Consider the following 23,880-nt stretch of genomic DNA (forward strand, 5'->3'; position numbering starts at 1 on the left):
GGGCACGCGCCGGTCTCCCCGTGAGGCCGGTGAGGGGTGCCGTCCACCCCCGGATAGGGTCGGGGACCGTGGCGAACAAGAACATTCCCGACTCCGGCTACTCCGACGACGACGGCTCCGCCGACCCCCGGCTGAGCGCGGCGCTCGCCGCGTGGGCCGAGGACCGCACCGCCCTGGCACCGGTACTGGAGGCGCTCAAGGGCGCCCGGCTGCTCGTGCCGGTGGTGGCCGTCCTCGGCGAGGTCGAGGAGGACGGGAACGGACTGCGCCGTGAGAAGACCAGCGACATGGCCGTACCGACGCTGAAGGCCGGGGACCGTACGGCCCTGCCCGCCTTCACCTCCACCGACTCGCTCGCGCGCTGGGACCCCGGCGCCCGCCCCGTCGCCGTGCCCGTGCACCAGGCGCTGCGGGCGGCCGCGCACGAGAAGGCGGACACGGTCGTACTGGACCTGGCCGGACCGGTGCCGTTCGAGCTGACCGGAGCCGTGCTGCTGGCACTGGCCGAGGGCCGTACGACGACCGACCCGCTCGCCGACCCCGCCGTGGCGGAGGCCGTCCGCGCCGCCGTGGCCGCCGAGCCCGCGGTGTCCCGGGCGCACCTCGGGCCGGGCCGGGCCGACGGCACCCTGGCGCTGCAGCTCGACCCCGACGCCGACCCGGCGAAGGCCGCCCGCGCCGTCGCCGAGCGTCTGGCCGCCGACGAAACGCTGAGGGCCCGCCTGGTGCGCGGCCTCGACCTGGCGCTGCTGCCGGCCGGGGCCACGCCACCGGGCGAGCCCTTGTACGTGCGGGGATAGCGGAGGGGCTCAGCCGTAGACCGGGCCCGTGTACTTCTCGCCCGGACCCTGGCCCGGCTCGTCCGGGACGAGCGCGGCCTCGCGGAAGGCGAGCTGAAGCGACTTCAGACCGTCACGCAGCGGCGCCGCGTGGAACGAGCTGATCTCCGTCGCGGTCGCGTCGAGCAGACCGGCCAGCGCGTGCACCAGCTTGCGGGCCTCGTCCAGGTCCTTGTGCGCCTCGCCCTCCTCGGTCAGGCCCAGTTTCACGGCGGCGGCGCTCATCAGGTTGACGGCGACCGTCACGATCACCTCGACCGCCGGAACCTCCGCGATGTCGCGGGTCATGGCGTCGAAGTCGGGCGTCTCAGGAGGGGTGTCACTCATGCCGCACACGATAGGCGCAGGGCGCCGGACGGCCCCACTCGGTCTCGGTTAGCCCTTCCCCTGCCGAGCTGCTAACCTTGTGTAACGACCGGTCGGACACGCACGCCCCACGGCGGCGGGCCCGGCCCACAAGTGGAGGCTTTCGAACTCCCACCTGGCCGTCCTCAGGGCGGCGGGTCACCGGTCAGGCGGTCCCGTCCCAGCGGCGGCGACCGGCCCGAAATCGCGCCCCGCGACCATCGCGACGGTGCTCCGGTAGTAGTTCGAGGAGCCCCGCCTGTGATCGTCCCGGGGCATTTTTGTTGCGCCGGCGCGGTTAGGTCTATCGAACACAGACGTTACGCGGCTGTCCGCCAGACCGTCGCGTGGTGCTACCGAGGAGGATCCATCAGCGCCGAGCCCCGCATCAACGACCGGATTCGCGTTCCCGAGGTGCGACTTGTCGGTCCCAGCGGCGAGCAGGTCGGGATTGTCCCGCTTGCCAAGGCCCTGGAGCTTGCGCAGGAGTACGACCTCGATCTCGTCGAGGTCGCGGCGAACGCCCGTCCGCCCGTGTGCAAGCTCATGGACTACGGGAAGTTCAAGTACGAGTCGGCCATGAAGGCACGTGAGGCGCGCAAGAACCAGGCGCACACGGTCATCAAGGAGATGAAGCTCCGGCCGAAGATCGACCCGCACGACTATGACACCAAGAAGGGTCACGTCGTCCGGTTCCTCAAGCAGGGCGACAAGGTCAAGATCACGATCATGTTCCGTGGTCGCGAGCAGTCCCGGCCGGAGCTCGGCTACCGACTGCTGCAGCGTCTCGCGGAGGACGTGGCCGACCTCGGGTTCGTGGAGTCGAACCCGAAGCAGGACGGCCGAAACATGATCATGGTCCTCGGTCCGCACAAGAAGAAGACCGAGGCGATGGCCGAGGCTCGCCAGGCGCAGGAAGCCCGCAAGGCGGAGGCGAAGGCCAACCCCGGTCGCTCGCAGAACGCCGCGGACGACGACGCCGTGAACGCCGAGGTCTCGGACGAGACCCCGGCCGAGGCTTCCGCCGAGGCGTGACTCCGGGGGACACCGTCCCCAGGACGTAACCGATACAAGCGACGCTCCACCGTGCCCGGTTTCACGACCGGGCATCGGAGCGCCATCGACGAGGAGAGAACGGCGCTATGCCGAAGAACAAGTCGCACAGCGGTGCCAGCAAGCGCTTCAAGGTCACCGGCTCCGGCAAGGTGCTCCGTGAGCGCGCCGGCAAGCGCCACCTGCTCGAGCACAAGTCGTCGCGCCTGACGCGTCGCCTCACCGGCAACGCCGAGATGGCCCCGGGCGACGCCAAGAAGATCAAGAAGCTTCTCGGCAAGTGACGTACGGGCGCCACTGAGCGTCGTACGTCAGGACCGGGACCCAATCGATACCGGGCCGCGTGAGGATCACCGCGGCCCCGCTACAAGGAGTTAACAAGTGGCACGCGTCAAGCGGGCAGTCAACGCCCACAAGAAGCGCCGGGCGATCCTCGAGCAGGCCTCCGGCTACCGCGGTCAGCGCTCGCGCCTGTACCGCAAGGCCAAGGAGCAGGTCACCCACTCGCTGGTCTACAACTACAACGACCGCAAGAAGCGCAAGGGTGACTTCCGCCAGCTGTGGATCCAGCGCATCAACGCCGCTGCCCGCGCCAACGGCATCACGTACAACCGCTTCATCCAGGGCCTGAAGGCCGCCAACGTCGAGGTCGACCGCAAGATCCTCGCCGAGCTGGCCGTCAACGACCCGAACGCGTTCGCCGCGCTCGTCGAGGTCGCCCAGAAGGCGCTGCCGAGCGACGTCAACGCGCCGAAGGCCGCGTGACGCTGCGCCGGCTCGAGCCGACGTACTGAAGGACCCGCAGGCACGAAGCCTGCGGGTCCTTCGGTTGCCGCCGCCTGGCCGGTCCTTCGGCCGCGGGCGCGTTGTGGCTCGTCGCGCAGTTCCCCGCGCCCCTGAGGGGCGCTCCAGCCCGCGTCGGGACAACTGTGAAGGTGAAGAAGTCGATGCGCCCTGCCGACCCCGAGCCGATCTCCCCCCGCTCCCCCCGGGTCGCCGCCGCGCGGCGGCTGGCCAAGCGGAACTTCCGGGGGAAGGAGCGGCTGTTCCTGGCCGAGGGGCCGCAGGCCGTGCGGGAGGCCGCGGAGTACGGGGACACCCTGGTCGAGGTATTCGCCACCGTCGAGGCAGCGGAGCGGTACGCCGACATCATCGGCGCGGCCCGCGACGCCGGGGCCCGTATCCACCTCGCCGCCGAGCAGGTGATCGAGGACATCTCCACCACCGTCACCCCGCAGGGCCTGGTCGGGGTCTGCCGGTTCCTGGACACCCCCTTCGACGAGATCCTCGCCGCCCGCCCCAGACTCGTCGCCGTCCTGGCGCACGTCCGCGACCCCGGCAACGCCGGCACCGTGCTGCGCTGCGCCGACGCCGCCGGCGCCGAGGCCGTCGTGCTCACCGACGCCTCCGTCGACCTGTACAACCCCAAGGCCGTACGCGCCTCCGTCGGCTCCCTCTTCCACCTGCCGGTCGCCGTCGGCGTACCCGTCGAGCGGGCCGTCGCGGGCCTCAGGGACGCCGGGGTGCGCGTCCTGGCCGCCGACGGCGCGGGTGCGCACGACCTCGACGCCGAACTCGACGAGGGCACCATGGGCGGCCCCACCGCCTGGGTGTTCGGCAACGAGGCATGGGGGCTGCCGGAGGAGACGCGCGCTCTCGCCGACGCCGTCCTGCGCGTCCCGATCCACGGGAAGGCCGAGAGCCTGAACCTCGCGACCGCCGCCGCCGTATGTCTCTACGCGTCGGCGCGTGCACAGCGCGCCGCCGGAGGGTGCCGCTCCGTCACCGAGAGCTAGTAGGGTGACCAGCTCAAGGCCCCTGCGCGGTTGAGAGGTGGGGTACGGGGATGAGCGTCGGCACGAGCAGCGCACCGGGAGCACGGCAGGCGCCGCGTCCGCCCGCGCCCCGCACGCCCGGCGACCTCGCCGACCTCGGCGTCGACCCGGACGAGCTGCCCGACGGCCTGGTCGTCGCGGACGAGCACGGGCGCGTCGTCTGCTTCAACGCGGCCGCCGCCCGTATCACCGCCACCCCCGCCGCCGACGCCCTCGGACAGCGACTGGACAAGGCCCTGCCCTTAGAGGACCTGGAGGGGCGGCGCTGGTGGCAGCTCACCGATCCCTACGGCGGCCTCGCCATCCGCGTCCGCCAGCCCGAGCGCAACCTCCTGCTCCCCGGTGGACGAGAGGTCCTCGTCTGCGCCCGCTACGTCCGCGCCCGGCCCACCGGCCCCGTCGACCGCGTCGTCGTCACCCTCCGGGACACCGAGGCCCGCCGCCGCACCGAGCGCAGCCACGCCGAGCTGATCGCCACCGTCGCCCACGAACTGCGCTCCCCGCTCACCTCCGTCAAGGGCTTCACGGCCACGCTGCTGGCCAAGTGGGAGCGGTTCACCGACGACCAGAAGCGGCTGATGCTGGAGACCGTCGACGCCGACGCCGACCGGGTCACCCGGCTCATCGCCGAGCTGCTGGACATCTCCCGCATCGACTCCGGCCGGCTGGAGGTCCGCCGCCAGCCCGTCGACATCGGGGCCGCCGTCGGCCGCCACATCCAGGCCTACGTCGCCGCCGGCCAGGAGGCCGACCGCTTCCTGCTCCGCCTCGCCCAGCCGCTGCCCGACCTGTGGGCCGACCCCGACAAGATCGACCAGGTGCTCAGCAACCTCATCGAAAATGCCGTGCGGCACGGCGAGGGAACCGTCACCATTGACATCACGCCCACGGCGTCCCCCCGCGAAGGGGAGGACACCGGCACGTCGGTCACGGTGAGCGACGAAGGGGCCGGCATCCCGGAGGAGTCCATGAACCGCGTCTTCACCCGCTTCTGGCGGGGCAGCAAGCGCGGCGGGACCGGCCTCGGGCTGTACATCGTCAAGGGCATCGTCGAGGCCCACGGCGGCACCATCACGGTCGGCCGCGCCCCCGGCGGCGGCGCCGAGTTCCGATTTACGTTGCCCGTGGCGGCTCCGGCCTACCTGGCCTGAGCACCGCGGGCGCATCCGCCTCCCTCCACCCCGTTAGACTCGGCCTTTGGCACCTTTGTGTCCCGCAGACGGAGACGCTCAGACGCAGACGCTTCGTCCACGAGCCGGTGACGGGGACCATCAGCCAGCCAATCGGAAGCACGGGAAGAGATGTCGGCACCGAATAAGTCGTACGACCCTGTCGAGGTCGAGGCGTTGAAACCGGAAGAGATCGAGCGCATGCGGGACGAGGCGCTCGCCGCCTTCGCCGCAGCGGACTCCCTCGACGCGCTCCAGGAGGCCAAGGTCGCCCACACCGGCGGCACCTCGCCGCTGGCGCTGGCCAACCGCGAGATCGGCGCCCTGCCCCCGCAGGCCAAGGCCGAGGCCGGCAAGCGCGTCGGCATGGCCCGCGGCGCCGTGAACAAGGCCCTCGCGGCCCGCCAGGAGGAGCTGGAGGCCGAGCGCGACGCGCGGGTCCTGGTCGAGGAGGCCGTGGACGTCACGCTGCCCTACGACCGCGTACCGGCCGGCGCCCGGCACCCGCTCACCACGCTCTCCGAGCGCATCGAGGACGTCTTCGTGGCCATGGGCTACGAGGTCGCCGAGGGCCCCGAGGCCGAGGCCGAGTGGTTCAACTTCGACGCCCTGAACATCGGCCCGGACCACCCGGCCCGCGGCGAGGCCGACACCTTCTTCGTCGAGGGACCGGATGGCGGCACCGAGTCCGGTGTCGTGCTGCGCACCCACACCTCGCCCGTGCAGATCCGCTCCGCGCTCGACCGCGAGCTGCCGGTCTACGTGATCTGCCCCGGCCGCGTGTACCGCACCGACGAGCTGGACGCCACGCACACCCCCGTCTTCCACCAGGTCGAGCTGCTCGCCATCGACGAGGGCCTGACCATGGCGGACCTCAAGGGCACCCTGGACCACATGGTCCAGTCGCTGTTCGGCGCGGAGATGAAGACCCGGCTGCGGCCCAACTTCTTCCCCTTCACCGAGCCGTCCGCCGAGATGGACATGCTCTGCTACGTCTGCAAGGGCGCGTCCGTCGGCAACCCCGACCGGCCCTGCCGCACCTGCTCCAGCGAAGGCTGGATCGAGCTGGGCGGCTGCGGCATGGTCAACCCGCGAGTGCTCACCGCCTGCGGCGTCGACCCCGAGAAGTACAGCGGCTTCGCCTTCGGGTTCGGCATCGAGCGGATGCTGATGTTCCGCCACAACGTCGAGGACATGCGAGACATGGTCGAGGGTGATGTGCGCTTCACCCGGCCGTTCGGGATGGAGATCTGATGCGGGTCCCGCTTTCTTGGCTGCGGGAGTACGTCGACCTGCCGGCCACGCAGACCGGCCGCGACGTCCAGGCCAAGCTCATTTCGGCCGGACTCGAGGTCGAGACCGTCGAGCACCTCGGTGCCGACCTCAAGGGCCCCCTCGTCGTCGGCCAGGTGCTGAGCATCGAGGAGCTGGAGGGCTTCAAGAAGCCGATCCGCTTCTGCACCGTGAACGTCGGCCAGGCCAACGGCACCGGTGAGCCCCAGGAGATCGTCTGCGGCGCCCGGAACTTCGCCGTCGGCGACAAGGTCGTCGTCGTCCTCCCCGGCGCCACCCTGCCGGGCGGCTTCTCGATCAGCGCCCGCAAGACCTACGGCAAGACGTCCCACGGCATGATCTGCTCCGGCGACGAGCTGGGCATGGGCGACGACGGCTCGCACGGCATCATCGTGCTGCCGCCGGAGACCGAGGTCGGCAAGGACGCCATCGAGCTGCTCGAACTGGTCGACGAGGTCCTGGACATCGCGGTGACCGCCAACCGCGGCGACTGCCTGTCCATCCGCGGCGTCGCCCGCGAGGCCGCCATCGCCTACGGCCTGCCGCTGCGCGACCCGGCCCTGCTCGACGTGCCCGGCCCGAACGCCTACGGCTACCCGGTGAAGATCTCCGACCCCACTGGCTGCGACCGCTTCACCGCCCGCACGGTGACCGGCCTCAGCGCCGAGGCACGCTCTCCGATCTGGCTCCAGCGGCGGCTCCAGAAGGTCGGCATGCGCCCGATCTCGCTCGCCGTCGACGTCACCAACTACGTCATGATGGAGCTGGGCCAGCCCCTGCACGCCTACGACCGCTCCCTGGTCCAGGGCACCATCGGCGTCCGCCGGGCCGGGGAGGGCGAGAAGATCGTCACCCTCGACGGCACCGAGCGGAAGCTGCACGCCGAGGACCTGGTCATCACCGACGACCGCGGCCCGATCGGCCTCGCCGGCGTCATGGGCGGCGCCAACACCGAGATCGCGGATCACGGTGCCGCCGAGAACGGCGGGACCGCGACGACCGACGTGGTCATCGAGGCCGCCCACTTCGACCAGGTGGCCATCGCGCGCACCGCCCGCCGCCACAAGCTGTCCTCCGAGGCCTCCCGCCGCTTCGAGCGCGGCGTCGACCCGCAGGCCGCCGCCGCTGCCGCGCAGCGCACCGTGGACCTGCTCGTGCTGCTCGCGGGCGGCACCGCCGAGGCCGGCGTCACCGAGATCAGCGCCCCGTCCGCACCGCACACCATCCGCGTCCCGGCCGACCACCCGGACAAGGTCGCGGGCGTCGAGTACGGCCGCGAGACCGTCGTACGCCGCCTCCAGCAGGTCGGCTGCGACGTGTACGGACAGGACGAGCTGATCGTCACCGTCCCGTCCTGGCGTCCCGACCTCACCGACCCGAACGACCTGGCCGAAGAGGTCATCCGCCTGGAGGGCTACGAGAACCTGCCCTCCACGCTGCCCAGGCCCCCGGCGGGCCGCGGCCTGACCTCCCGGCAGCGGCTGCACCGCCGGGTCGGCCGCGCGCTGGCCGGCGCCGGTTACGTCGAGGCGCCGAACTACCCGTTCGTCAGCGAGCAGGTCTTCGACCGGCTCGGGCTGGCCGCCGACGACCCGGCCCGCCGCGTCGTCAAGCTGGTCAACCCGCTCAGCGACGAGGAGCCCGCGCTGCGGACCTCACTGCTGCCGGGTCTGCTCGGCGCGCTGCGCCGCAACGACGGCCGGGGCTCGCACGACCTCGCGCTGTTCGAGACCGGCCTGGTCTTCCACCCGCGCGACGAGCGGAAGGTGGCCGCCAACCTGCCCGTCGACCGGCGCCCCAGCGAGGACGACCTCGCCGCGCTGGACGCCGCGCTGCCCGACCAGCCGCGGCACGTCGCCGTCGTTCTGACCGGCGCCCGCGAGCAGGCCGGCTGGTGGGGCAAGGGCCGTCCGGCCGACTGGGCCGACGCGGTCGAGGCCGCCCGGACCGTCGCCCGCGAGGCCGGCGCCGAACTGGGCACCCGCAAGGGGCAGTACGGTCCCTGGCACCCCGGCCGCTGTGCCGAGCTGACCATCACGGTGGACGGCGCGGACCGGGTGATCGGGCACGCCGGCGAGCTGCACCCGCGCGTCCTGAAGACGCTGGGCCTGCCCGCGCGCACCTGCGCGATGGAGCTGGACCTCGACGCCGTGGCACGGGTCGGCGACGACACCCCGCAGGCGCCGGGCATCTCCACGTTCCCGGTCGCCACGCAGGACGTCGCCCTGGTGGTCGACGCGTTCGTGCCGGCGGCGGACGTCGAGGCCGCGCTGCGCGACGGCGCGGGTGAACTGCTCGAGTCCATCCGGCTCTTCGACGTCTACGACAACGCCGAGCAGCTCGGTGAGGGGCGCAAGTCCCTGGCGTACGCGCTGCGCTTTCGCGCGGGGGACCGGACGCTGACGGTCGACGAAGCCTCCGCGGCTCGCGATGCGGCGGTCGCCCTCGCGGGCGAGCGTGTCGGAGCGGTGCTGCGTAGTTAGCGGGCGGTTCGCCCAAGGGGCGTGGGGTTCTGCCGGTCGGCGGCTGCGGGTAGTCGGTGGCTGGTCGCGCAGTTCCCCGCGCCCCTTGTCGGCGTCAGGGGGACGTCCCTCCAGGGGCGCGGGGAACTGCGCGAGCGACCACGATGCACCCGCACTCGACAACGCACCCGCACACTGATCGGCGATTAGTCGCTCCGCGAAGCCGGCGGAGCCGTCCGCCCCGCCACGGAGTGTCGGGCAGGCAGCCGGGCGGACGGCGTGGAAACGGGCCGCCGCACTGTACGAGGGGGAGCCGGCGGCCCGGCCGGCCTCTTTCGAGGCAGTTCAGTCAACCGGCCCGGAACTCTCCGCGACAGCGCGCACACGGTACGGATGCACGTACTCCGTTCACACCCCGTGTGAAGACCGACGCACTACGCTGTCGGCACCGAGTCACCGGGGGGCACCCATGCAGCCCAACACCCTGCTCGACGCGATCCTCGACGAGGCCGGGATCTCGCACGCGGGACTGGCCGCGCACGTCAACCAGGCGGGGCGGGCGCGGGGACTCGCGCTGAGATACGAACACACCGCCGTGGCGCGGTGGCTGAAGGGACAGCGGCCGCGTGGCCAGGTGCCCGACCTGATCTGCGAGGTCCTCGCGTCCCGGCTGCACCGCCCCGTCACCCTCGACGACATCGGCCTCGGCGTGCCCGGCGAGCCGGCCGCTGCGCACACCGGTTCACTGTCCGGGTTCGTGGAGCGCGCGACCGCCCTGTGGCGCTCCGACCAGCAGCAACGCCCACACGTCCTCGGCGCCCCCGCCCTCACCGGGACGCCCGCCGTGATGCCGGTGTGGGAGTGGGAGAACCCGCCCGAGGACGTGGACGTCTCCCGCGGCGGCAGACACCGGGTCACCCCGGCCGACCTGGAGACGCTGCGCTGCGCGCGCGCCCACTACGAGCAGATGTACCGCAAGGCCGGCGGCATGGCGACCCGCGCCCGCATCGTCGGCTTCCTCAACTCCGAGGCCGCCCCACTGCTGCGCGGCAGCTACACCGACGCCACCGGCCGCCAACTGCACCGGGCCACTGGCGGGTTGGTGGCGGTCGCCGGCATCTGCGCGTACGACTCCGACGCGCACGGTCTCGCCCAGCGCTACTTCCACCAGGCGCTCCGGCTCGCGAAGGCCAGCGCTGACCGGGGTCTCGGCGCCTACGTCATCGCGCTGCTCGTCAACCAGGCGCTGTTCATGCGGGAGAACCGGCAGGCCGTAGCCTTCGCCGAGGCCGCCCTGCGCACCGCCGGCCGGCAGATCACCCCGGCGCTCGCCTCCGACCTGTACGCGATGCAGGCCAAGGCCTACGCCCACCTCGGCGACGGCACCAGTGCCCTGTCCTGCATCCGGCGGGCCGAGCAGGCCGCCGAGCGCATCCGGCGTGGCTACGAACCCGACGAGACCGGGTATGTCCAGCCCGGCCTGGTCAACGTCCAGGTCGCCGAGGCGCTGCTCAGCCTCGGTGAGCTCGCGGCGGCGGGGGAGCACGCGGCGGCCGCCGTCGACAACCCGGCGCACGACCGGGGCCGCGTGCACCGGCTCGCCATGCTCAGCACGGTCGAGCTGCGCCGGGGCAACGCCGACAAGGCGGTGGCCACCGCGGTGCAGATGGCCGAACAGGCCCGCGGCATGGAGTCCCAGCGTCTGCGCGACAGACTCCGCGCGGTCCGGGAGCACCTGGTGCGCAGCGGTGGCGCGGGCACCGCCGAGGCCGCCGAACTCATCGACGGGGCCCTGCGCGTACCGCTGTGACCGTCCTGGCGCCCGGGCCTGCGCCCGCCGCTGCGCCGTGAGCGGCCACCGTGCGCCTGCTGCCGGGAGGCCACTGCTGCGATATTGCCACCTACTCCAGGAAAGGTGGCAGAACCGTGCAGTGGACGAAAGAGAACGAACAAACTGTGTACTCAAACCGCTGGTTCAGCGTCAATCTCGCCGACGTCGGGCTACCGGACGGCCGGCACCTCGACCACTTCCTCATACGGATGCGCCCCGTGGCCGTCGCCACCGTCGTGAACGACGCGAGCGAGGTCCTCCTGCTGTGGCGGCACCGCTTCATCACCGACAGCTGGGGCTGGGAACTCGCGGCCGGCGTCGTCGAGGACGGCGAGGACGTGGCGAAGGCGGCGGCCAGGGAACTGGAGGAGGAGACCGGCTGGCGGCCGGGACCGCTGCACCACCTCATGAGCGTGGAGCCGTCCAACGGGCTCACCGACGCCCGGCACCACATCTACTGGGCCGACGAGGGCACGTACGTCGGACACCCCGTGGACGACTTCGAGTCGGACCGCCGGGAATGGGTCCCCCTCAAACTCGTTCCCGACCTGGTCGCCCGCGGGGAGGTCCCGGCCGCCAACATGGCGGCCGCGTTACTCCTGCTGCACCACCTCAGGCTCGGACAGGACGCTCCGCCCCGCGGCCGGGGCGGCGGTGCCTAACGTCCGAGCGCCTGCCAGACCGCCACGACCAGGGCGCCCACGGCCGTGACGACCGCGAGAGAGGGCAGTGGCCAGCGGGCGTGCTCCAGGGCGGTCAGCCGGGTGTTCAGATCCTCCAGCTCCTTGGCGGTCTCCTCGGTGCGGTGGGAGAGCAGGGCCAGTCCCCCCTCGACGCGGGCGTAGGCCACGTCGAGCCGACGTCGTAACTCTGCGAGTTCTCCCTGGACGACGGAATGCTCGGGATCGGCGGTCACGGACCGCTCCTTTCCGTAGTCGTCTCACATCCCTTGCATGTGCATGGTGAGTCAACCCGCCTGGTGGGCGCGTGGGGAGAGTGTGCGGGCGGCATATGCGGGCCCGGCGCGCACACGCCGTGTGAACGCGGCGGGCCCGGCACCTCGTCAGGTGCCGGGCCCGCGCGATGTCACGCTGCGTGTCAGCCGTACGAGTAGAAGCCCGAGCCGCTCTTGCGGCCCAGCCGGCCCGCGTCCACCATGCGCTGGAGGAGCGGGGGAGCGGCGTACAGCGGCTCCTTGTACTCCTCGTACATCGAGTACGCGACCGAGGAGACCGTGTCCAGGCCGATCAGGTCGGAGAGCTTCAGCGGGCCCATCGGGTGGGCGCAGCCCATCTCCATGCCGTTGTCGATGTCCTCGCGGCTGGCGATCCCCGACTCGAACATCCGGATCGCGGAGAGCAGGTAGGGGATGAGCAGCGCGTTGACCACGAAGCCGGAGCGGTCCTGGGCGCGGATGGCGTGCTTGCCCAGCACCTTCTCGGTGAAGAGCTGTGCCCGGCTGAGGGTGCCCTCGGAGGTGGTGAGCGCCGGGATCAGCTCGACGAGCTGCTGCACCGGGGCCGGGTTGAAGAAGTGGATGCCGATGACGTGGTCGGGCCGCGAGGTGGCGACCGCCAGCTTCACCAGCGGGATCGAGGAGGTGTTGGAGGCCAGGATCGCGTCCGGCCGGGTCACGACCTGGTCGAGCACCTGGAAGATCTCGGTCTTGACCTGCTCGTTCTCGACGACGGCCTCGATCACCAGATCACGGTCGGCGAACTCGCCGAGGTCGGTGGTGAAGCTCAGTCGCGCCTGCGTCGCGTCCCGCTCCTCCTCGGTGATCTTGCCGCGCTCGGCGGCCTTGGCGAGCGAGTTGTACAACCGGGTCCGGCCGATCTCCAGGGCCTCGCCGGTGGTCTCGGCGACCATCACCTCCAGACCGGAGCGGGCGCACACCTCGGCGATGCCCGCCCCCATCTGACCGCAGCCCACCACGCCGACGCGTGCGATATCTCCCGAGATGCCGGTCACATCGTCCCTTTCGCTGACTCCACGGCTGTGGCAGCAGGCGAGCCGGGGTCCCCGGAGCCTGCTCCGATCGAGCACGTTACCTCCGAATGGTCACGGATCCCGCCTCCGGGTCGGGCATGCTGGGTTCCCCCTCACGATCCGTGACCGTGCGGATCCACAACGTTCAGGAGGTCTCCCCATGGGCCGTGTCTCGCGTCGTGCCTTCGCGGTGGCGGCGTTGTCGGCGTTCACCATGGCGCCCCGGGCGTCGGCGGCTCCGGTTCCGTCGGGTGCGCCCACGCCGCCGCCCACGCCCGGCTCCGCCATGGAGCGGCCCGCACACCGTGCCGTCCCCGGGATGCGGGGCATGTGGCTGGCCACGGTGGCCAACCGCGACTGGCCCAGCCGTGCGGGGCTGCGGGCGGCCGAGCAGCGCGCGGAACTGATCGAGCACCTCGACAACGCGGTGCGGCACCGCCTCAACACCGTGATCTTCCAGGTGCGGCCGACGGCCGACGCGCTGTGGCCGTCGGCGTACGAGCCCTGGTCGGAGTACCTGACCGGCAGCCAGGGCCGCGACCCGGGCTGGGACCCGCTGGGCACCGCGGTGAAGGAGGCCCACGCCCGCGGCCTGGAGCTGCACGCCTGGTTCAACCCGTACCGCGTCGCCGCGCACGACGACCCGGCCCGCCTCGTGCCCTCCCACCCCGGGCGCAGGAACCCCGCGTGGGTGGTGCCGTACGGCGGGAAGCTCTACTACAACCCGGGGCTGCCGGAGGTCCGGGCCTTCGTCCAGGACGCGATGATGGACGCGGTGGAGAAGTACGCGGTGGACGGCGTCCACTTCGACGACTACTTCTACCCCTACCCGGTGGCGGGCCAGAGCTTCGACGACGGCGGCACCTACGGCACCTACGGCGGCGGCTTCACGACGAAGGCGGCCTGGCGGCGGGAGAACATCGACCTGCTGGTGCGCGAGACCGCGGAACGCGTCAAGAAGGTCCGGCCGGCCGCCCGCTTCGGGGTCAGCCCGTTCGGGGTGTGGCGCAACGCGGCCACCGACGCGAAGGGCTCGGACACCAGGGCGGGCGTGCAGACGTACGACGACCTGTACGCGGACACCCGCAAGTGGGTGCGCGAGGGCTGGCTCGACTACATCGTGCCGCAGCTGTACTGGCACATCGGCCTGGACGCCGCCGACTACGCGAAGCTGCTTCCCTGGTGGGCCGAGGTCGCCAAGGGCAGCCGGACGCAGCTGTACGTGGGTGAGGCGCTGTACAAGGCCGGCGCCCCGGCGCAGCCCGCCGCCTGGCAGGACCCGGCCGAACTCTCCCGGCACCTCACACTGGCCCGGGAGCACCCGGAGGTGCGCGGCCACGTCTTCTTCTCCGCGAAGGAGGTGGCCGACGACCGGATCGGGGCGATGGCACGGGTGAGTGCCGACCACTACGCACAGCCGGCCGGCACCTCGCGCTAGGACGGAAATCGGCTGCGACCGGATCGGCTGCGACCGGATCGGCTGCGACCTGATCGGTTGCAACCGGATCGGCTACGGCTGGGTCGGTTACAGCTGGATCTCCCTGTGCCGGATCTCCGAGTCGGGGCCGGGCGAGCACACCGCCTCGTGCCCGTCCTCGAACCGGACCCGGTACGGGGGAGCGCCCTCCTTGCCCATGACTTCGACGATCTCCGCCACCTTGTCGTGCTCACCGACCACCCGGCCGTGCTGGATCAGCTTGTCGCCCTTGGTTGCGTGCATCTGTGAGGCCTCCTCACCTGTGTGCCGCTCAGCCCCGGGCCCGCTGGGTGACCGCGATGCACACCAGTACCGCCGCCGCCGTCAGCGGAGCTGCCACCGTCAGGTGCTCGCCCAGGAGAAGTACCGACCACACCAGTGTGAGCAGCGGCTGGGCGAGCTGCAACTGGCTGGCCTTGGGGATGCCGATGGCCGCCATGCCCCGGTACCAGACGACCAGGCCGAGGAACTGCGAACCCGCCGCCACCCACAGCAGCCCGGTCACACTGTGCGCCGTCAGGTGCACCGGCTCGAACGACAGGGCGACGGCCGCCATCGGCACGGTCAGCGGCAGGCACAGCACCAGCGCCCACCCGATGACCTGCCAGCCCGGCATCACCCGGGCCAGCCGCCCGCCCTCGGTGTAACCGGCAGCGCACACCAGCAGCGCCGCGAAGAGACAGGCGTCGGCCGTGGTCAGGGCACCGCCGCTCTGCTGCACCGTGAAGGCGAGAACGGCCGCCGCACCCGCCAGGGCCGCGATCCAGAAGGTGCGCGAGGGCCGGGTGCCGATACGCAGGGCGGACAGCAGCGCGGTGGTCAGCGGAAGCAGGCCGACCACGACGGCGGCATGCGCGGTGGTCGAGGTCTGCAGGGCGAGCGTCGTCAGCAGCGGGAAGCCGAGGACGACGCCGCCGGCCACCACCGCGAGCCCGAACCAGTGCCGTCGCTCGGGCAGCGGCGCGCGCACCGCCAGCAGACAGCCACCGGCGATCACCGCGGCGAGGAAGCTGCGCACGGCGATCAGTGACCACGGGCCGAACCCCTCCAGGCCCCAGGCGGTGGCGGGGAAGGTGAGGGAGAAGGCGATGACACCGAGGGCGGCCTGGAGGGTGCCGAACGAGCTCCTGCCGGATGCGGCGTCCGGACTGCCGACCGCTATCGTCGTCGAGTCGGTAGCGCTACTCTGTGCTCTCATGCAAGAGCGTAGCAGTGTCGCTGACCTGGCGAACCAGCTGCGGCGAGAGCTCGACCGCTACTCACCCGGCGGAAAGCTCCCGTCCAGCCGAGCCCTCGTCGACCGCTTCCGGGTGAGCCCGGTGACCGTCTCCCGCGCCCTGGCGCAGCTGGCCGCCGAGGGGCTGGTGGTCACCCGGCCCGGCGCCGGGGCCTTCCGCGCCCGGCAACGCGAGTCGGCCGTGCCCTCCGGGGACACCTCGTGGCAGGAGGTCGCGCTCAGCGCCGACGGCGCCGCCGACCTCGTACCGCGCTCGGTGGACGCCTCCGGAGTCCTGGTCTCGCTGTCCGCCCCGCCGCCCGGCGTCGTGGAGTTCAACGGCGGCTATCTGCACACGTCGCTGCAGCCGGAGCGGGCGATGGCGGCGGCGCTGTCCCGGGCCGGACGGCGTCCCGGTGCGTGGGGCAGACCGCCGATGGAGGGGCTGCCGGAGCTGCGGGAGTGGTTCGCGCGCAGCATCGGCGGGGCCATCACGGCGGCGGAAGTGCTGATCACCGCGGGCGGCCAGTCCGGGCTGACCACCGCGCTGCGCGCCCTCGCCCCGCCAGGTACCCCCGTCCTGGTCGAGTCCCCGACCTACCCCGGCATGCTGGCCATCGCACGGGCGGCCGGTCTGCGCCCGGTGCCGGTCCCCGTGGACGCGGACGGTGTGCGGCCGGCCCTGCTCGCCGACGCCTTCCGGGCGACCGGCGCCCGTGTCTTCGTCTGCCAGCCCCTGTTCCAGAATCCGACCGGTGCGGTGCTCGCCCCCGAGCGGCGCGGCGAGGTGCTGCGCATCGCCCGAGCGGCCGGCGCCTTCGTCGTCGAGGACGACTTCGTACGGCGGCTGGTGCACGAGGACGCGGGCCCGCTGCCGGCCCCGCTGGCCGCCGACGACCCGGACGGCGTCGTCGTCCACGTCTGCTCGCTGACCAAGGCGACCTCGCCCAGCTTCCGGGTCAGCGCCCTGGCCGCGCGCGGACCGGTGCTGGAGCGGCTGCGGGCCATCCAGGTCGTCGACACCTTCTTCGTGCCCCGGCCCCTCCAGGAGGCGGCGCTGGAACTCGTCGGCTCGCCCGCCTGGCCGCGGCATCTGCGTGCCGTCTCGGCGGAGTTGAAGGCTCGCCGGGACGCGATGACGTCCGCACTGCGCCTGCACCTGCCCGAGGTGACCCTGTCCCACGTCCCCTCCGGCGGCTACCACCTGTGGCCGCGCCTGCCCGAGGGGACGGGCGAGGCGGCAGTCACCTCGGCGGCACTGCGCGCGGGCGTCGCCGTCACCCCCGGCCGCCCGTACTTCAGCGCCGAACCCCCGGCCGCCCACCTCCGGCTGAGCTTCGCCGCGGTCGCGGGCGTCGGGGAGATCGCGGAAGGGGTACGGCGCCTGCGCACGGCCTTTGCGGAGGTGTGGGGCGGACCCTCATAACGGGTCGACGCGGGCTCCCCGCCCCTGCGAGCATCCCCGCATGAAGGCGGCGCCGCCCCTCCCCGAGGGCTACGAGATCTCCACCGACCCGCACCGCATCGACGCCGGGCGGGTGCACCGCTGGCTGTCCACCGACGCGTACTGGGCGCTCGGGCGGTCCCGGGAGAAGCAGGACCGGGCCATCGAGGGCTCACTCAACTTCGGGGTCTACGACGCGGCGTCCGGGGAGCAGGTGGCGTACGCCCGGGTGGTCACCGACCGGGCGACCTTCGCGTGGCTGTGCGACGTGTACGTCGACCCCTCCGTACGCGGAAAGGGCCTCGGGACGGCGCTGGTCGGGGCCGTGCGCGACCACCTGCGGCCGGACGGGCCGCGGCGCGTCCTGCTGGCCACGCACGACGCGCACGGCGTGTACGAAAAGCTCGGCTTCACGGCGCTGGACCGGCCGGACCAGTGGATGGAGCTCACCTTCGGCCGGTGAGCCCTGGGACACCCTGGGTAACCCACAGGTAACACCCCTTGACCTGCGCACCTTGGCGCAGCACCATCACCGCATGGCGCTTCGGGTCACGTTCGTCGCGGCCGCACGCAGTTCACCGCTGCTCGCGGAGCGCTTCGACGACGACCGGCCGCTCGACCAGGCCGGGTGGGACGAGGCGCTGCGCGCCGCGGGCGGCCTGCTGCCGCTGGCGGCGGCCGAACTGCGCTACTGCTCGCCCACACCCCGCAGCCGCGCGACCGGGGACGCCTTCGGCTGCGCGCCGCTGGTCCAGCTCGCCCTGCGGGACTGCGACATGGGCCGCTGGCGCGGACTGACCCTCGGCGAGGCCATGGCCCGCGAGCCGGCGGCCGTGGACGCCTGGCTCGCCGACCCGCGGACGGCACCGCACGGCGGGGAGTCGCTGCTGGGCTTCATCACCCGGGTCGGCGGCTGGCTGGACACCCGCCCGGGGGAGGACGGCGACCGCATCGTCGCCGTGGCCGAGCCGTCCGTGATCCGGGCCGCGCTGGTGTACGCGCTGAAGGCGCCGCCGGCGACGTACTGGAACCTGGACGTCCGCCCGCTGTCGGCGACCACCGTCACGGGCCGCGCGGGCCGCTGGAACCTCCGCTTCGAAGGGTGCCGGTCTGGCTAGGCCCCTCGAACGCCGGGCGTTTCGCGGGTGTAATCCGTCGTGAGCAGCAGGTCCTTCGCCGGGCCGCCCACGCGCCACACGGTCCGCCAGTGGTCCGCGTCCCGGACGGTGAACTCGCCGCGGTAGAGGTCGGCGGCGCACGGGTGGTCGGCCACATGGCGGCCCGAGGTCAGGTCCAGGCCGTGGAAGGGGCGCCCGTCGGCGAAACGCACGTCGGCGGTGCCCGGTGCGGCCCCCGGCGCGTAGCGCAGCGTCCGCTCGGCGGGGCGGGTCACGCCCTGCCAGGTGAAGGCACCGGCCTCCCGGCTCAGCAGCCCGTCGCCGTCGAGCGCGTCGAACGCGGTGACCCCCTCGAAGCGGCCCTCCGCGCCGCTCGCCAGATCCCGTACCGACCGCTCGGTGCGCCACCGGCCCGCGAGAAACGCCAGCACGTCCGGCACCGGCCACAACTCGCCCATTTCCACCCGCTTTCCGTCTCAGGCTCCCTGGTTGCCGCGCGACCCATTGACGCGCCTCCGCCCCCTCCCTATCTTGCCGTTCGAAGTGCTGACCAACGTCCGATATTTCGAACGACCTAGTGAGAGCCGCGGAGTATCCATGTCACGCACCCGCTGGAGACTCGGTCTCAGCGTCACCGCCCTCCTGACCGCCTCGGCCCTGCTGCCGTCGCCGGCGCACGCGGAGGCCGCCGCCGACTACACGATCACCGTCGACCCCTCCGCCGAGGGCGCCGCGATCGACGACACGATGTACGGCGTCTTCTACGAGGACATCAACCGGGCCGCCGACGGCGGTCTGTACGCCGAACTCGTGCAGAACCGGTCCTTCGAGTACTCCACCGCCGACAACGCCTCGTACACACCGCTCACCTCCTGGTCGGCCGACGGCACGGCCGAGGTGGTGAACGACGCCGGCCGCCTCAACGAGCGCAACCGCAACTACCTCGCCCTGGGCGCCGGTTCGTCCGTCGCCAACGCCGGTTACAACACCGGCGTCCGGGTGGAGCGGGGCAAGAAGTACGACTTCTCGGTGTGGGCCCGTGCCGAGGGCGGCACCACCCTCACCGTCACCCTCCGGGACGCGGCGGGCACGCTCGCCAAGGTGCGCCGGGTCGCCGCGAAGGGGGAGTGGCGCAAGTACACCGCCACCTTCACGGCGAACCGCACCAGCAGCCACGGCCGCCTCGCCGTCGCCACCACCGCGCCGGCCGCCCTCGACATGGTGTCCCTCTTCCCGCGCGACACCTACAAGAAGCAGCCCAACGGCCTGCGCAAGGACCTCGCCGAGAAGATCGAGGCCCTCGACCCCGGCTTCCTGCGCTTCCCCGGCGGCTGCCTGGTCAACACCGGTTCCATGGAGGACTACAGCGAGGCGAGCGGCTGGCAGCGCGAACGCAGCTACCAGTGGAAGGACACCGTCGGCCCGGTCGAGGAGCGCGCCACCAACGCCAACTTCTGGGGCTACAACCAGAGCTACGGCCTCGGCTACTACGAGTACTTCCGCTTCGCCGAGGACATCGGCGCCATGCCGCTGCCCGTCGTGCCCGCCCTGGTCACCGGCTGCGGCCAGAACAAGGCCACCGACGACGACGCGCTGCTGAAGCGGCACATCCAGGACACCCTCGACCTCATCGAGTTCGCCAACGGCCCCCGCACCAGCGAGTGGGGCGGTGTGCGCGCCGAGATGGGCCACCCCAAGCCCTTCCACCTCACCCACGTCGGCGTCGGCAACGAGGAGAACCTCCCCCGGGAGTTCATGGCGCGCTTCAAGGAGTTCCGCTCCGCGATCGAGGCGAAGCACCCGGACATCACCGTCGTCTCCAACTCCGGCCCGGACGACTCCGGCACCACCTTCGACACCGCCTGGCAGCTCAACCGCGAGGCCGGCGTCGAGATGGTCGACGAGCACTACTACAACAGCCCGCAGTGGTTCCTCCAGAACAACGACCGCTACGACTCGTACGACAGGAAGGGCCCCAAGGTCTTCCTCGGCGAGTACGCCTCCCAGGGCAACGCCTGGAAGAACGCGCTGTCCGAAGCCGCCTTCATGACCGGCCTCGAGCGCAACGCGGACATCGTGAAGCTCGCCTCCTACGCCCCGCTGCTCGCCAACGAGGACTACGTGCAGTGGAGCCCGGACATGATCTGGTTCAACAACCACGCGTCCTGGAACTCGGCCAACTACGAGGTCCAGAAGCTCTTCATGAACAACACCGGCGACCACGTCGTTCCCTCCGAGGCGACCGGCACGCCGGCCGTCAGCGGCCCCATCACCGGCGCCGTCGGCCTGTCGACCTGGGCGACCAGCGCGGCCTACGACGACGTGAAGGTCACGTCGGCCGACGGGAAGACCCTGCTGGCCGACGACTTCTCGGGTGACGCGTCGCAGTGGACGCACTCGGGCGCCGGCAGCTGGACCGTCCAGGACGGCCAGTACGTCCAGACCGACGCCGCCGCCGAGAACACCCTGGTCACGGCGGGTGACCCGGCCTGGAAGGACTACGACCTGCACGTGAAGGCCACCAAGAAGTCCGGCCAGGAGGGCTTCCTCGTCGCCTTCGGCGTCAAGGACACCGGCAACTACTACTGGTGGAACCTGGGCGGCTGGAACAACACCCAGTCCGCCGTCGAACAGGCCTCGGACGGCGGCAAGTCGACGCTGATCTCCAAGGCCGGCTCGATCGAGACGGGCCGCGCCTACGACATCGACGTCAAGGTGCGGGGCCGCCAGGTGACCCTCTACCTCGACGGCGAGGAGTGGGGCAGCTTCACCGACGACAAGCCGGCCGAGCCGTTCCGCCAGATCGTCACCGAGGACGCGCGGACCGGCGAGCTGATCGTCAAGGTCGTCAACGCCCAGGACACGGCGGCCCGCACGGCCGTCGACCTCGGCGGCGCCAGGGTCGCTCCCAAGGCCCGCGTCACCACGCTGGCCGCCGACCAGGACGCGGTCAACACCGAGACGGACACGCCGGTCACCCCGGTGCGGTCCACCTTCTCGGGGGTGGCGAGCGAGTTCACGTACACCTTCCCGGCGAACTCGGTGACGTTCCTGCGGATCAGGCAGAGGTAGGTACCGGCCCGGGGCGGCCTCGCCAGTGCGCGCGGTCGCCCCGGACCCCGGGCCCGGCGCCCGTCATCCGTGGCGGAAGACGCACCCCTCCCGGTACGGCAGCGCGCTCGGTACCCGGTGCCGTACGCAGGAGGCGTGGAGCGAACCCGACCGCGCCCCTGCCCCTCACGTTCTGGTCCCGCATGGCCGGCGGCGCGGCGAACCGGTGGTCCCAGGGGTGCTCGGCCCGCGCCGGCCCGGCGAGGCTCAGTCCGTCCACGAACACGGCGGTGCCGCCGTTGGACAGGTCGAGGCTGTCGTCGCCGGCGCCGAACGTGTTCCCCACGGCGGCAGGCTACTGTGACCGAGAACCCCCTCACCGCCATTACGCCCCCCAGATCGGCGAGTTGTGGCGCAGGGGACTGCCCAGATCAACACCGAGCTCGCGGTGCCGGAGCAGCCGAACGATGTTCGCCCGGCCAACGGAAGGCACGCTGGTCGCGTCCGCCAGCTCGGAGAACGTCATCACCCGACCCTCCCGGCCGCCGATAGCGGTGAGCAACCGAGCCGCAGTCGATCCCGCAGCCTGGCATCCCCCTTGTACTCCGCGATCAGTTGGTCCAGGTGACTTGAATCCGATGGGATCTTCACCCTCGCTACCTCGCCCACTGGCCAAGCACAGCACCCCCCCGCCCGGCCACGGGTCCATACTTCGGAACTGATCGCGTGTGCCGGGGCACGGCAGTTGGAACCGTCAGTTCGTGGTGACCTGGCGGTTCGCTTCGCGTGGGACACGCATGTGGGAAGCGAATGGTCACGCTTCTTGCAACCTTCGCTGAATCGTCATCCTTGTTGGAATCGGTTCTGGGCGACCAGCACCGCCGAGGGGCGGCGGGCCAGCGCCGTGACCGGCAGCTTCACGATGTTCATAGGGCACACTCGGGACGCAGCAAGTGACTGGTGCCCGCGCAGCGGGCGCTGGTTGACCTTGACACGGTGACAGGGCCTTGACTGCTCGCCAAGGAGGTGGTCTCGATGACGGTCACGAGACAGGACACGGATAAGATATGGGCGCTTCAAGGGCTGGAGGACGACCGTTCGTCCGTGCGACTGCGGGCCGCTCTGGCGGCCGGCACGACACCTGACCCGCGCTTCGTCGACAAGCTCATCGAGCGATGCGCGATCGAGCCCGAGTTCTTCGTCCGCGACATGCTGACCTGGGCGCTCACCCGCCACCCAGTGTCCATGACGCTTCCCGAGCTGGTCCGCGCAGTCCGCTCGGAGCATGCGCAGGCGCGGAGCCAGGCGCTGCACACGCTGTCCAAGATCGGAGACCGGCAGGCATGGCCGGTGATCACACGGGCACTGTTGTCCGACGCCGACGACGAGGTGGCGCGGAGCGCCTGGCGGGCCGCGGTCGTGCTCGTCCCCGAAGGCGAGGAGTCCGCGTTGGCCACGGTGCTGGCGACGCAGCTCGGACGCGGTGAGCGGCAGACGCAGCTGAGCCTCAGCCGGGCGCTGGTCGCACTAGGGGAAGTGATGGTGCCGACTCTGCTTACCGCGACGACGGCCCCTGACCCGCGCGTGCGCGCGCACGCGCTCGCCACCAGGCGGCTGCTGCGCGAGCCGGACGCCGGGTTCGAGTTCGTGATCGAGGAGGCGAAGCGCGCCGTCGCCCTCGGCGGGACCGGCCAGGAGGGACGCTAGGACGTGTTGATCGGTGAGGTGGCGCGACGGTCCGGGGTCAGTGCCCGCATGCTCCGGCATTACGAGTCGCTCGGCCTGGTGCGTCCTTCGGGCCGTACCGGTTCCGGATATCGGGAGTACTCCCGACAGGACATCCGGCGGATCTTCCATGTCGAGAGCCTGCGGTCGCTGGGCCTTTCGCTGCGGGAGATCGGGCGTGCGCTCGACGATCCCGGCTTCACGCCCTCGGCGCTCGTCGGCGACCTCATCCGTCAGACGCGCGAACGCATCACCGCGCAGACCGAGCTGCTCACGCGGCTGCGCCGGATCGATGCCGCGGACCCCGCCGACTGGGAGGACGTTCTCCAGGTCGTTGCGCTCCTCCAGGCCCTGGGCTCGAGGAGCGCCGACGCGCGCCAGCGCGCGGCCCTCTCCTCGGGCGACGAGGTTCCGGTGCCGGTGGAGGCCCTGGTCGAGGCGGCACTGAGCGAGACGGAGCCGAACGTCGCCGGGGCCCTTCGATGGGCGCTGGCACGATCGGGCGACGGCGGCCCTGCGCTGCTGGCGCAGGGCCTCGGCTCACCGGTGGCCGCGGTACGGAAACGCGCCGTTCAGTCCCTCGCCGAGATGCCCGGTGATGAGGCTGCCGCGCAACTGCAGGATGCCCTCGCGAGCCCCGACGTCGTGGTCCGAGGGTATGCGGCTCTGGCGCTCGGGACACGTGGCGTGGCCGATGCGGTCCCGACGCTCGTCGACATGATCGTGGAGGGCAGGAATGACACCGATGCGGCCGATGCGCTGAGCGCGCTTGCGAACAACACCGCGACGGCGGATCAGATCGCGACCAGGCTCGCCGACCGCCTCGCCCACCACACCACCCGAGCGCCTGCACGAGGACGGCTCACCCAGGCGCTGGCGGCCATCCCGGGGACGAGGGCGTCCTGTGCCCTCGCCGAACTGTCACATGACGAGGACCGAGCCGTTGCCGTGACTGCGACGTACCTTCTCCAGCTACGCGCCGCACGGTGACAGAGCTCTCCTGAGGTGCCGCGTACGCGCAGTTTGCGGATCT

Annotated in this window: 24 protein-coding genes; 17 read left to right on the forward strand and 7 right to left on the reverse strand. The window is 71.8% G+C overall.

The genetic code is table 11. From position 1 onward, the window contains the following. Window positions 1-68: 68 nt before the first annotated feature. Window positions 69-800, forward strand: coding sequence for an SseB family protein (locus tag ACZ4V1_RS16905; RefSeq protein WP_468335883.1), 732 nt, complete (start codon window positions 69-71; stop codon window positions 798-800). Between the two features lie 9 nt (window positions 801-809). Here ACZ4V1_RS16905 and ACZ4V1_RS16910 read toward each other — a convergent pair whose 3' ends face one another. Continuing rightward, window positions 810-1,166, reverse strand: a complete 357-nt coding sequence (locus ACZ4V1_RS16910) for a DUF1844 domain-containing protein (protein ID WP_468335886.1) — start codon at window positions 1,164-1,166, stop codon at window positions 810-812. A 387-nt stretch (window positions 1,167-1,553) separates the two neighbouring features. On the opposite strand from ACZ4V1_RS16910, the gene infC reads away from it, so the two are divergent. The 9 genes from infC to ACZ4V1_RS16955 all read left to right on the forward strand — a co-directional run bounded on the left by infC (window position 1,554) and on the right by ACZ4V1_RS16955 (window position 11,489). Then, the gene (gene infC / locus ACZ4V1_RS16915) at window positions 1,554-2,219 is read left to right on the forward strand and encodes a translation initiation factor IF-3 (RefSeq protein ID WP_468336465.1); all 666 of its coding nucleotides are present in this window, start codon (window positions 1,554-1,556) and stop codon (window positions 2,217-2,219) included. 107 nt (window positions 2,220-2,326) lie between these two features. Further along, window positions 2,327-2,521 (forward strand): 50S ribosomal protein L35, encoded by a 195-nt coding sequence (gene rpmI, locus ACZ4V1_RS16920; protein WP_007829094.1) that lies wholly within the window; start codon window positions 2,327-2,329, stop codon window positions 2,519-2,521. A 97-nt stretch (window positions 2,522-2,618) separates the two neighbouring features. After that, window positions 2,619-3,002, forward strand: a complete 384-nt coding sequence (gene rplT / locus ACZ4V1_RS16925) for a 50S ribosomal protein L20 (RefSeq protein WP_003977226.1) — start codon at window positions 2,619-2,621, stop codon at window positions 3,000-3,002. A gap of 182 nt (window positions 3,003-3,184) precedes the next feature. Next, window positions 3,185-4,033 carry a TrmH family RNA methyltransferase gene (locus tag ACZ4V1_RS16930; protein ID WP_468335889.1) on the forward strand — a complete coding sequence of 283 codons (849 nt, stop codon included), beginning with the start codon at window positions 3,185-3,187 and terminating at the stop codon, window positions 4,031-4,033. A 50-nt stretch (window positions 4,034-4,083) separates the two neighbouring features. Continuing rightward, window positions 4,084-5,223, forward strand: a complete 1,140-nt coding sequence (locus ACZ4V1_RS16935) for a sensor histidine kinase (RefSeq protein ID WP_468335892.1) — start codon at window positions 4,084-4,086, stop codon at window positions 5,221-5,223. A 150-nt stretch (window positions 5,224-5,373) separates the two neighbouring features. Further along, on the forward strand, window positions 5,374-6,495 hold the full coding sequence (gene pheS / locus ACZ4V1_RS16940) for a phenylalanine--tRNA ligase subunit alpha (RefSeq protein ID WP_468335895.1): 1,122 nt from the start codon (window positions 5,374-5,376) through the stop codon (window positions 6,493-6,495). Then, a complete protein-coding gene (gene pheT, locus ACZ4V1_RS16945) occupies window positions 6,495-9,017 on the forward strand; it encodes a phenylalanine--tRNA ligase subunit beta (protein WP_468335898.1) in 2,523 nt (840 codons plus the stop codon). The genes pheS and pheT overlap by 1 nt, the downstream gene beginning before the upstream one ends. A gap of 448 nt (window positions 9,018-9,465) precedes the next feature. Continuing rightward, the gene (locus tag ACZ4V1_RS16950; RefSeq protein ID WP_468335901.1) at window positions 9,466-10,806 is read left to right on the forward strand and encodes a transcriptional regulator; all 1,341 of its coding nucleotides are present in this window, start codon (window positions 9,466-9,468) and stop codon (window positions 10,804-10,806) included. Window positions 10,807-10,922: 116 nt separating this feature from the next. Next, window positions 10,923-11,489 (forward strand): NUDIX hydrolase, encoded by a 567-nt coding sequence (locus tag ACZ4V1_RS16955; RefSeq protein ID WP_468335904.1) that lies wholly within the window; start codon window positions 10,923-10,925, stop codon window positions 11,487-11,489. Here ACZ4V1_RS16955 and ACZ4V1_RS16960 read toward each other — a convergent pair. Continuing rightward, window positions 11,486-11,743 carry a hypothetical protein gene (locus tag ACZ4V1_RS16960; protein WP_468335907.1) on the reverse strand — a complete coding sequence of 86 codons (258 nt, stop codon included), beginning with the start codon at window positions 11,741-11,743 and terminating at the stop codon, window positions 11,486-11,488. The two genes, ACZ4V1_RS16955 and ACZ4V1_RS16960, sit on opposite strands and share 4 nt — an antisense overlap. A gap of 182 nt (window positions 11,744-11,925) precedes the next feature. After that, window positions 11,926-12,798 (reverse strand): 3-hydroxybutyryl-CoA dehydrogenase, encoded by an 873-nt coding sequence (locus ACZ4V1_RS16965; protein ID WP_468335910.1) that lies wholly within the window; start codon window positions 12,796-12,798, stop codon window positions 11,926-11,928. 178 nt (window positions 12,799-12,976) lie between these two features. Here ACZ4V1_RS16965 and ACZ4V1_RS16970 point away from each other — a divergent pair, with 178 nt between their 5' ends. After that, a complete protein-coding gene (locus ACZ4V1_RS16970; protein WP_468335913.1) occupies window positions 12,977-14,254 on the forward strand; it encodes a glycoside hydrolase family 10-like protein in 1,278 nt (425 codons plus the stop codon). Between the two features lie 87 nt (window positions 14,255-14,341). Here the strand turns inward: ACZ4V1_RS16970 and ACZ4V1_RS16975 are convergent, their stop codons facing one another. Continuing rightward, window positions 14,342-14,536 (reverse strand): DUF1918 domain-containing protein, encoded by a 195-nt coding sequence (locus tag ACZ4V1_RS16975; RefSeq protein ID WP_468335916.1) that lies wholly within the window; start codon window positions 14,534-14,536, stop codon window positions 14,342-14,344. Between the two features lie 28 nt (window positions 14,537-14,564). Next, window positions 14,565-15,491 (reverse strand): DMT family transporter, encoded by a 927-nt coding sequence (locus ACZ4V1_RS16980; protein WP_468335918.1) that lies wholly within the window; start codon window positions 15,489-15,491, stop codon window positions 14,565-14,567. On the opposite strand from ACZ4V1_RS16980, the gene ACZ4V1_RS16985 reads away from it, so the two are divergent. The 3 genes from ACZ4V1_RS16985 to ACZ4V1_RS16995 all read left to right on the forward strand — a co-directional run bounded on the left by ACZ4V1_RS16985 (window position 15,490) and on the right by ACZ4V1_RS16995 (window position 18,071). Then, a complete protein-coding gene (locus tag ACZ4V1_RS16985; RefSeq protein WP_468335921.1) occupies window positions 15,490-16,935 on the forward strand; it encodes an aminotransferase-like domain-containing protein in 1,446 nt (481 codons plus the stop codon). The genes ACZ4V1_RS16980 and ACZ4V1_RS16985 overlap by 2 nt on opposite strands. A gap of 40 nt (window positions 16,936-16,975) precedes the next feature. Continuing rightward, the gene (locus ACZ4V1_RS16990) at window positions 16,976-17,416 is read left to right on the forward strand and encodes a GNAT family N-acetyltransferase (protein ID WP_468335924.1); all 441 of its coding nucleotides are present in this window, start codon (window positions 16,976-16,978) and stop codon (window positions 17,414-17,416) included. Window positions 17,417-17,489: 73 nt separating this feature from the next. Then, window positions 17,490-18,071 (forward strand): histidine phosphatase family protein, encoded by a 582-nt coding sequence (locus ACZ4V1_RS16995; RefSeq protein ID WP_468335927.1) that lies wholly within the window; start codon window positions 17,490-17,492, stop codon window positions 18,069-18,071. Here the strand turns inward: ACZ4V1_RS16995 and ACZ4V1_RS17000 are convergent. After that, the gene (locus ACZ4V1_RS17000; protein ID WP_468335930.1) at window positions 18,068-18,529 is read right to left on the reverse strand and encodes a DUF6314 family protein; all 462 of its coding nucleotides are present in this window, start codon (window positions 18,527-18,529) and stop codon (window positions 18,068-18,070) included. The genes ACZ4V1_RS16995 and ACZ4V1_RS17000 overlap by 4 nt on opposite strands. A 139-nt stretch (window positions 18,530-18,668) precedes the next feature. Between ACZ4V1_RS17000 and ACZ4V1_RS17005 the strand changes: the two genes are divergently transcribed. Continuing rightward, complete coding sequence (locus ACZ4V1_RS17005) at window positions 18,669-21,143, forward strand: alpha-L-arabinofuranosidase C-terminal domain-containing protein (protein WP_468335933.1); 2,475 nt, start codon at window positions 18,669-18,671, stop codon at window positions 21,141-21,143. Here ACZ4V1_RS17005 and ACZ4V1_RS17010 read toward each other — a convergent pair. Further along, window positions 21,130-21,468 carry a hypothetical protein gene (locus ACZ4V1_RS17010; RefSeq protein ID WP_468335936.1) on the reverse strand — a complete coding sequence of 113 codons (339 nt, stop codon included), beginning with the start codon at window positions 21,466-21,468 and terminating at the stop codon, window positions 21,130-21,132. The two genes, ACZ4V1_RS17005 and ACZ4V1_RS17010, sit on opposite strands and share 14 nt — an antisense overlap. A 689-nt stretch (window positions 21,469-22,157) precedes the next feature. Between ACZ4V1_RS17010 and ACZ4V1_RS17015 the strand changes: the two genes are divergently transcribed. Both ACZ4V1_RS17015 and ACZ4V1_RS17020 read left to right on the forward strand, forming a co-directional pair. Beyond that, on the forward strand, window positions 22,158-22,829 hold the full coding sequence (locus ACZ4V1_RS17015; RefSeq protein ID WP_468335939.1) for a HEAT repeat domain-containing protein: 672 nt from the start codon (window positions 22,158-22,160) through the stop codon (window positions 22,827-22,829). A 3-nt stretch (window positions 22,830-22,832) separates the two neighbouring features. Then, window positions 22,833-23,837 (forward strand): MerR family transcriptional regulator, encoded by a 1,005-nt coding sequence (locus tag ACZ4V1_RS17020; protein WP_468335942.1) that lies wholly within the window; start codon window positions 22,833-22,835, stop codon window positions 23,835-23,837. Window positions 23,838-23,880: the final 43 nt, after the last annotated feature.

It is taken from the genome of Streptomyces sp. NPDC028991 (genome assembly GCF_055564775.1).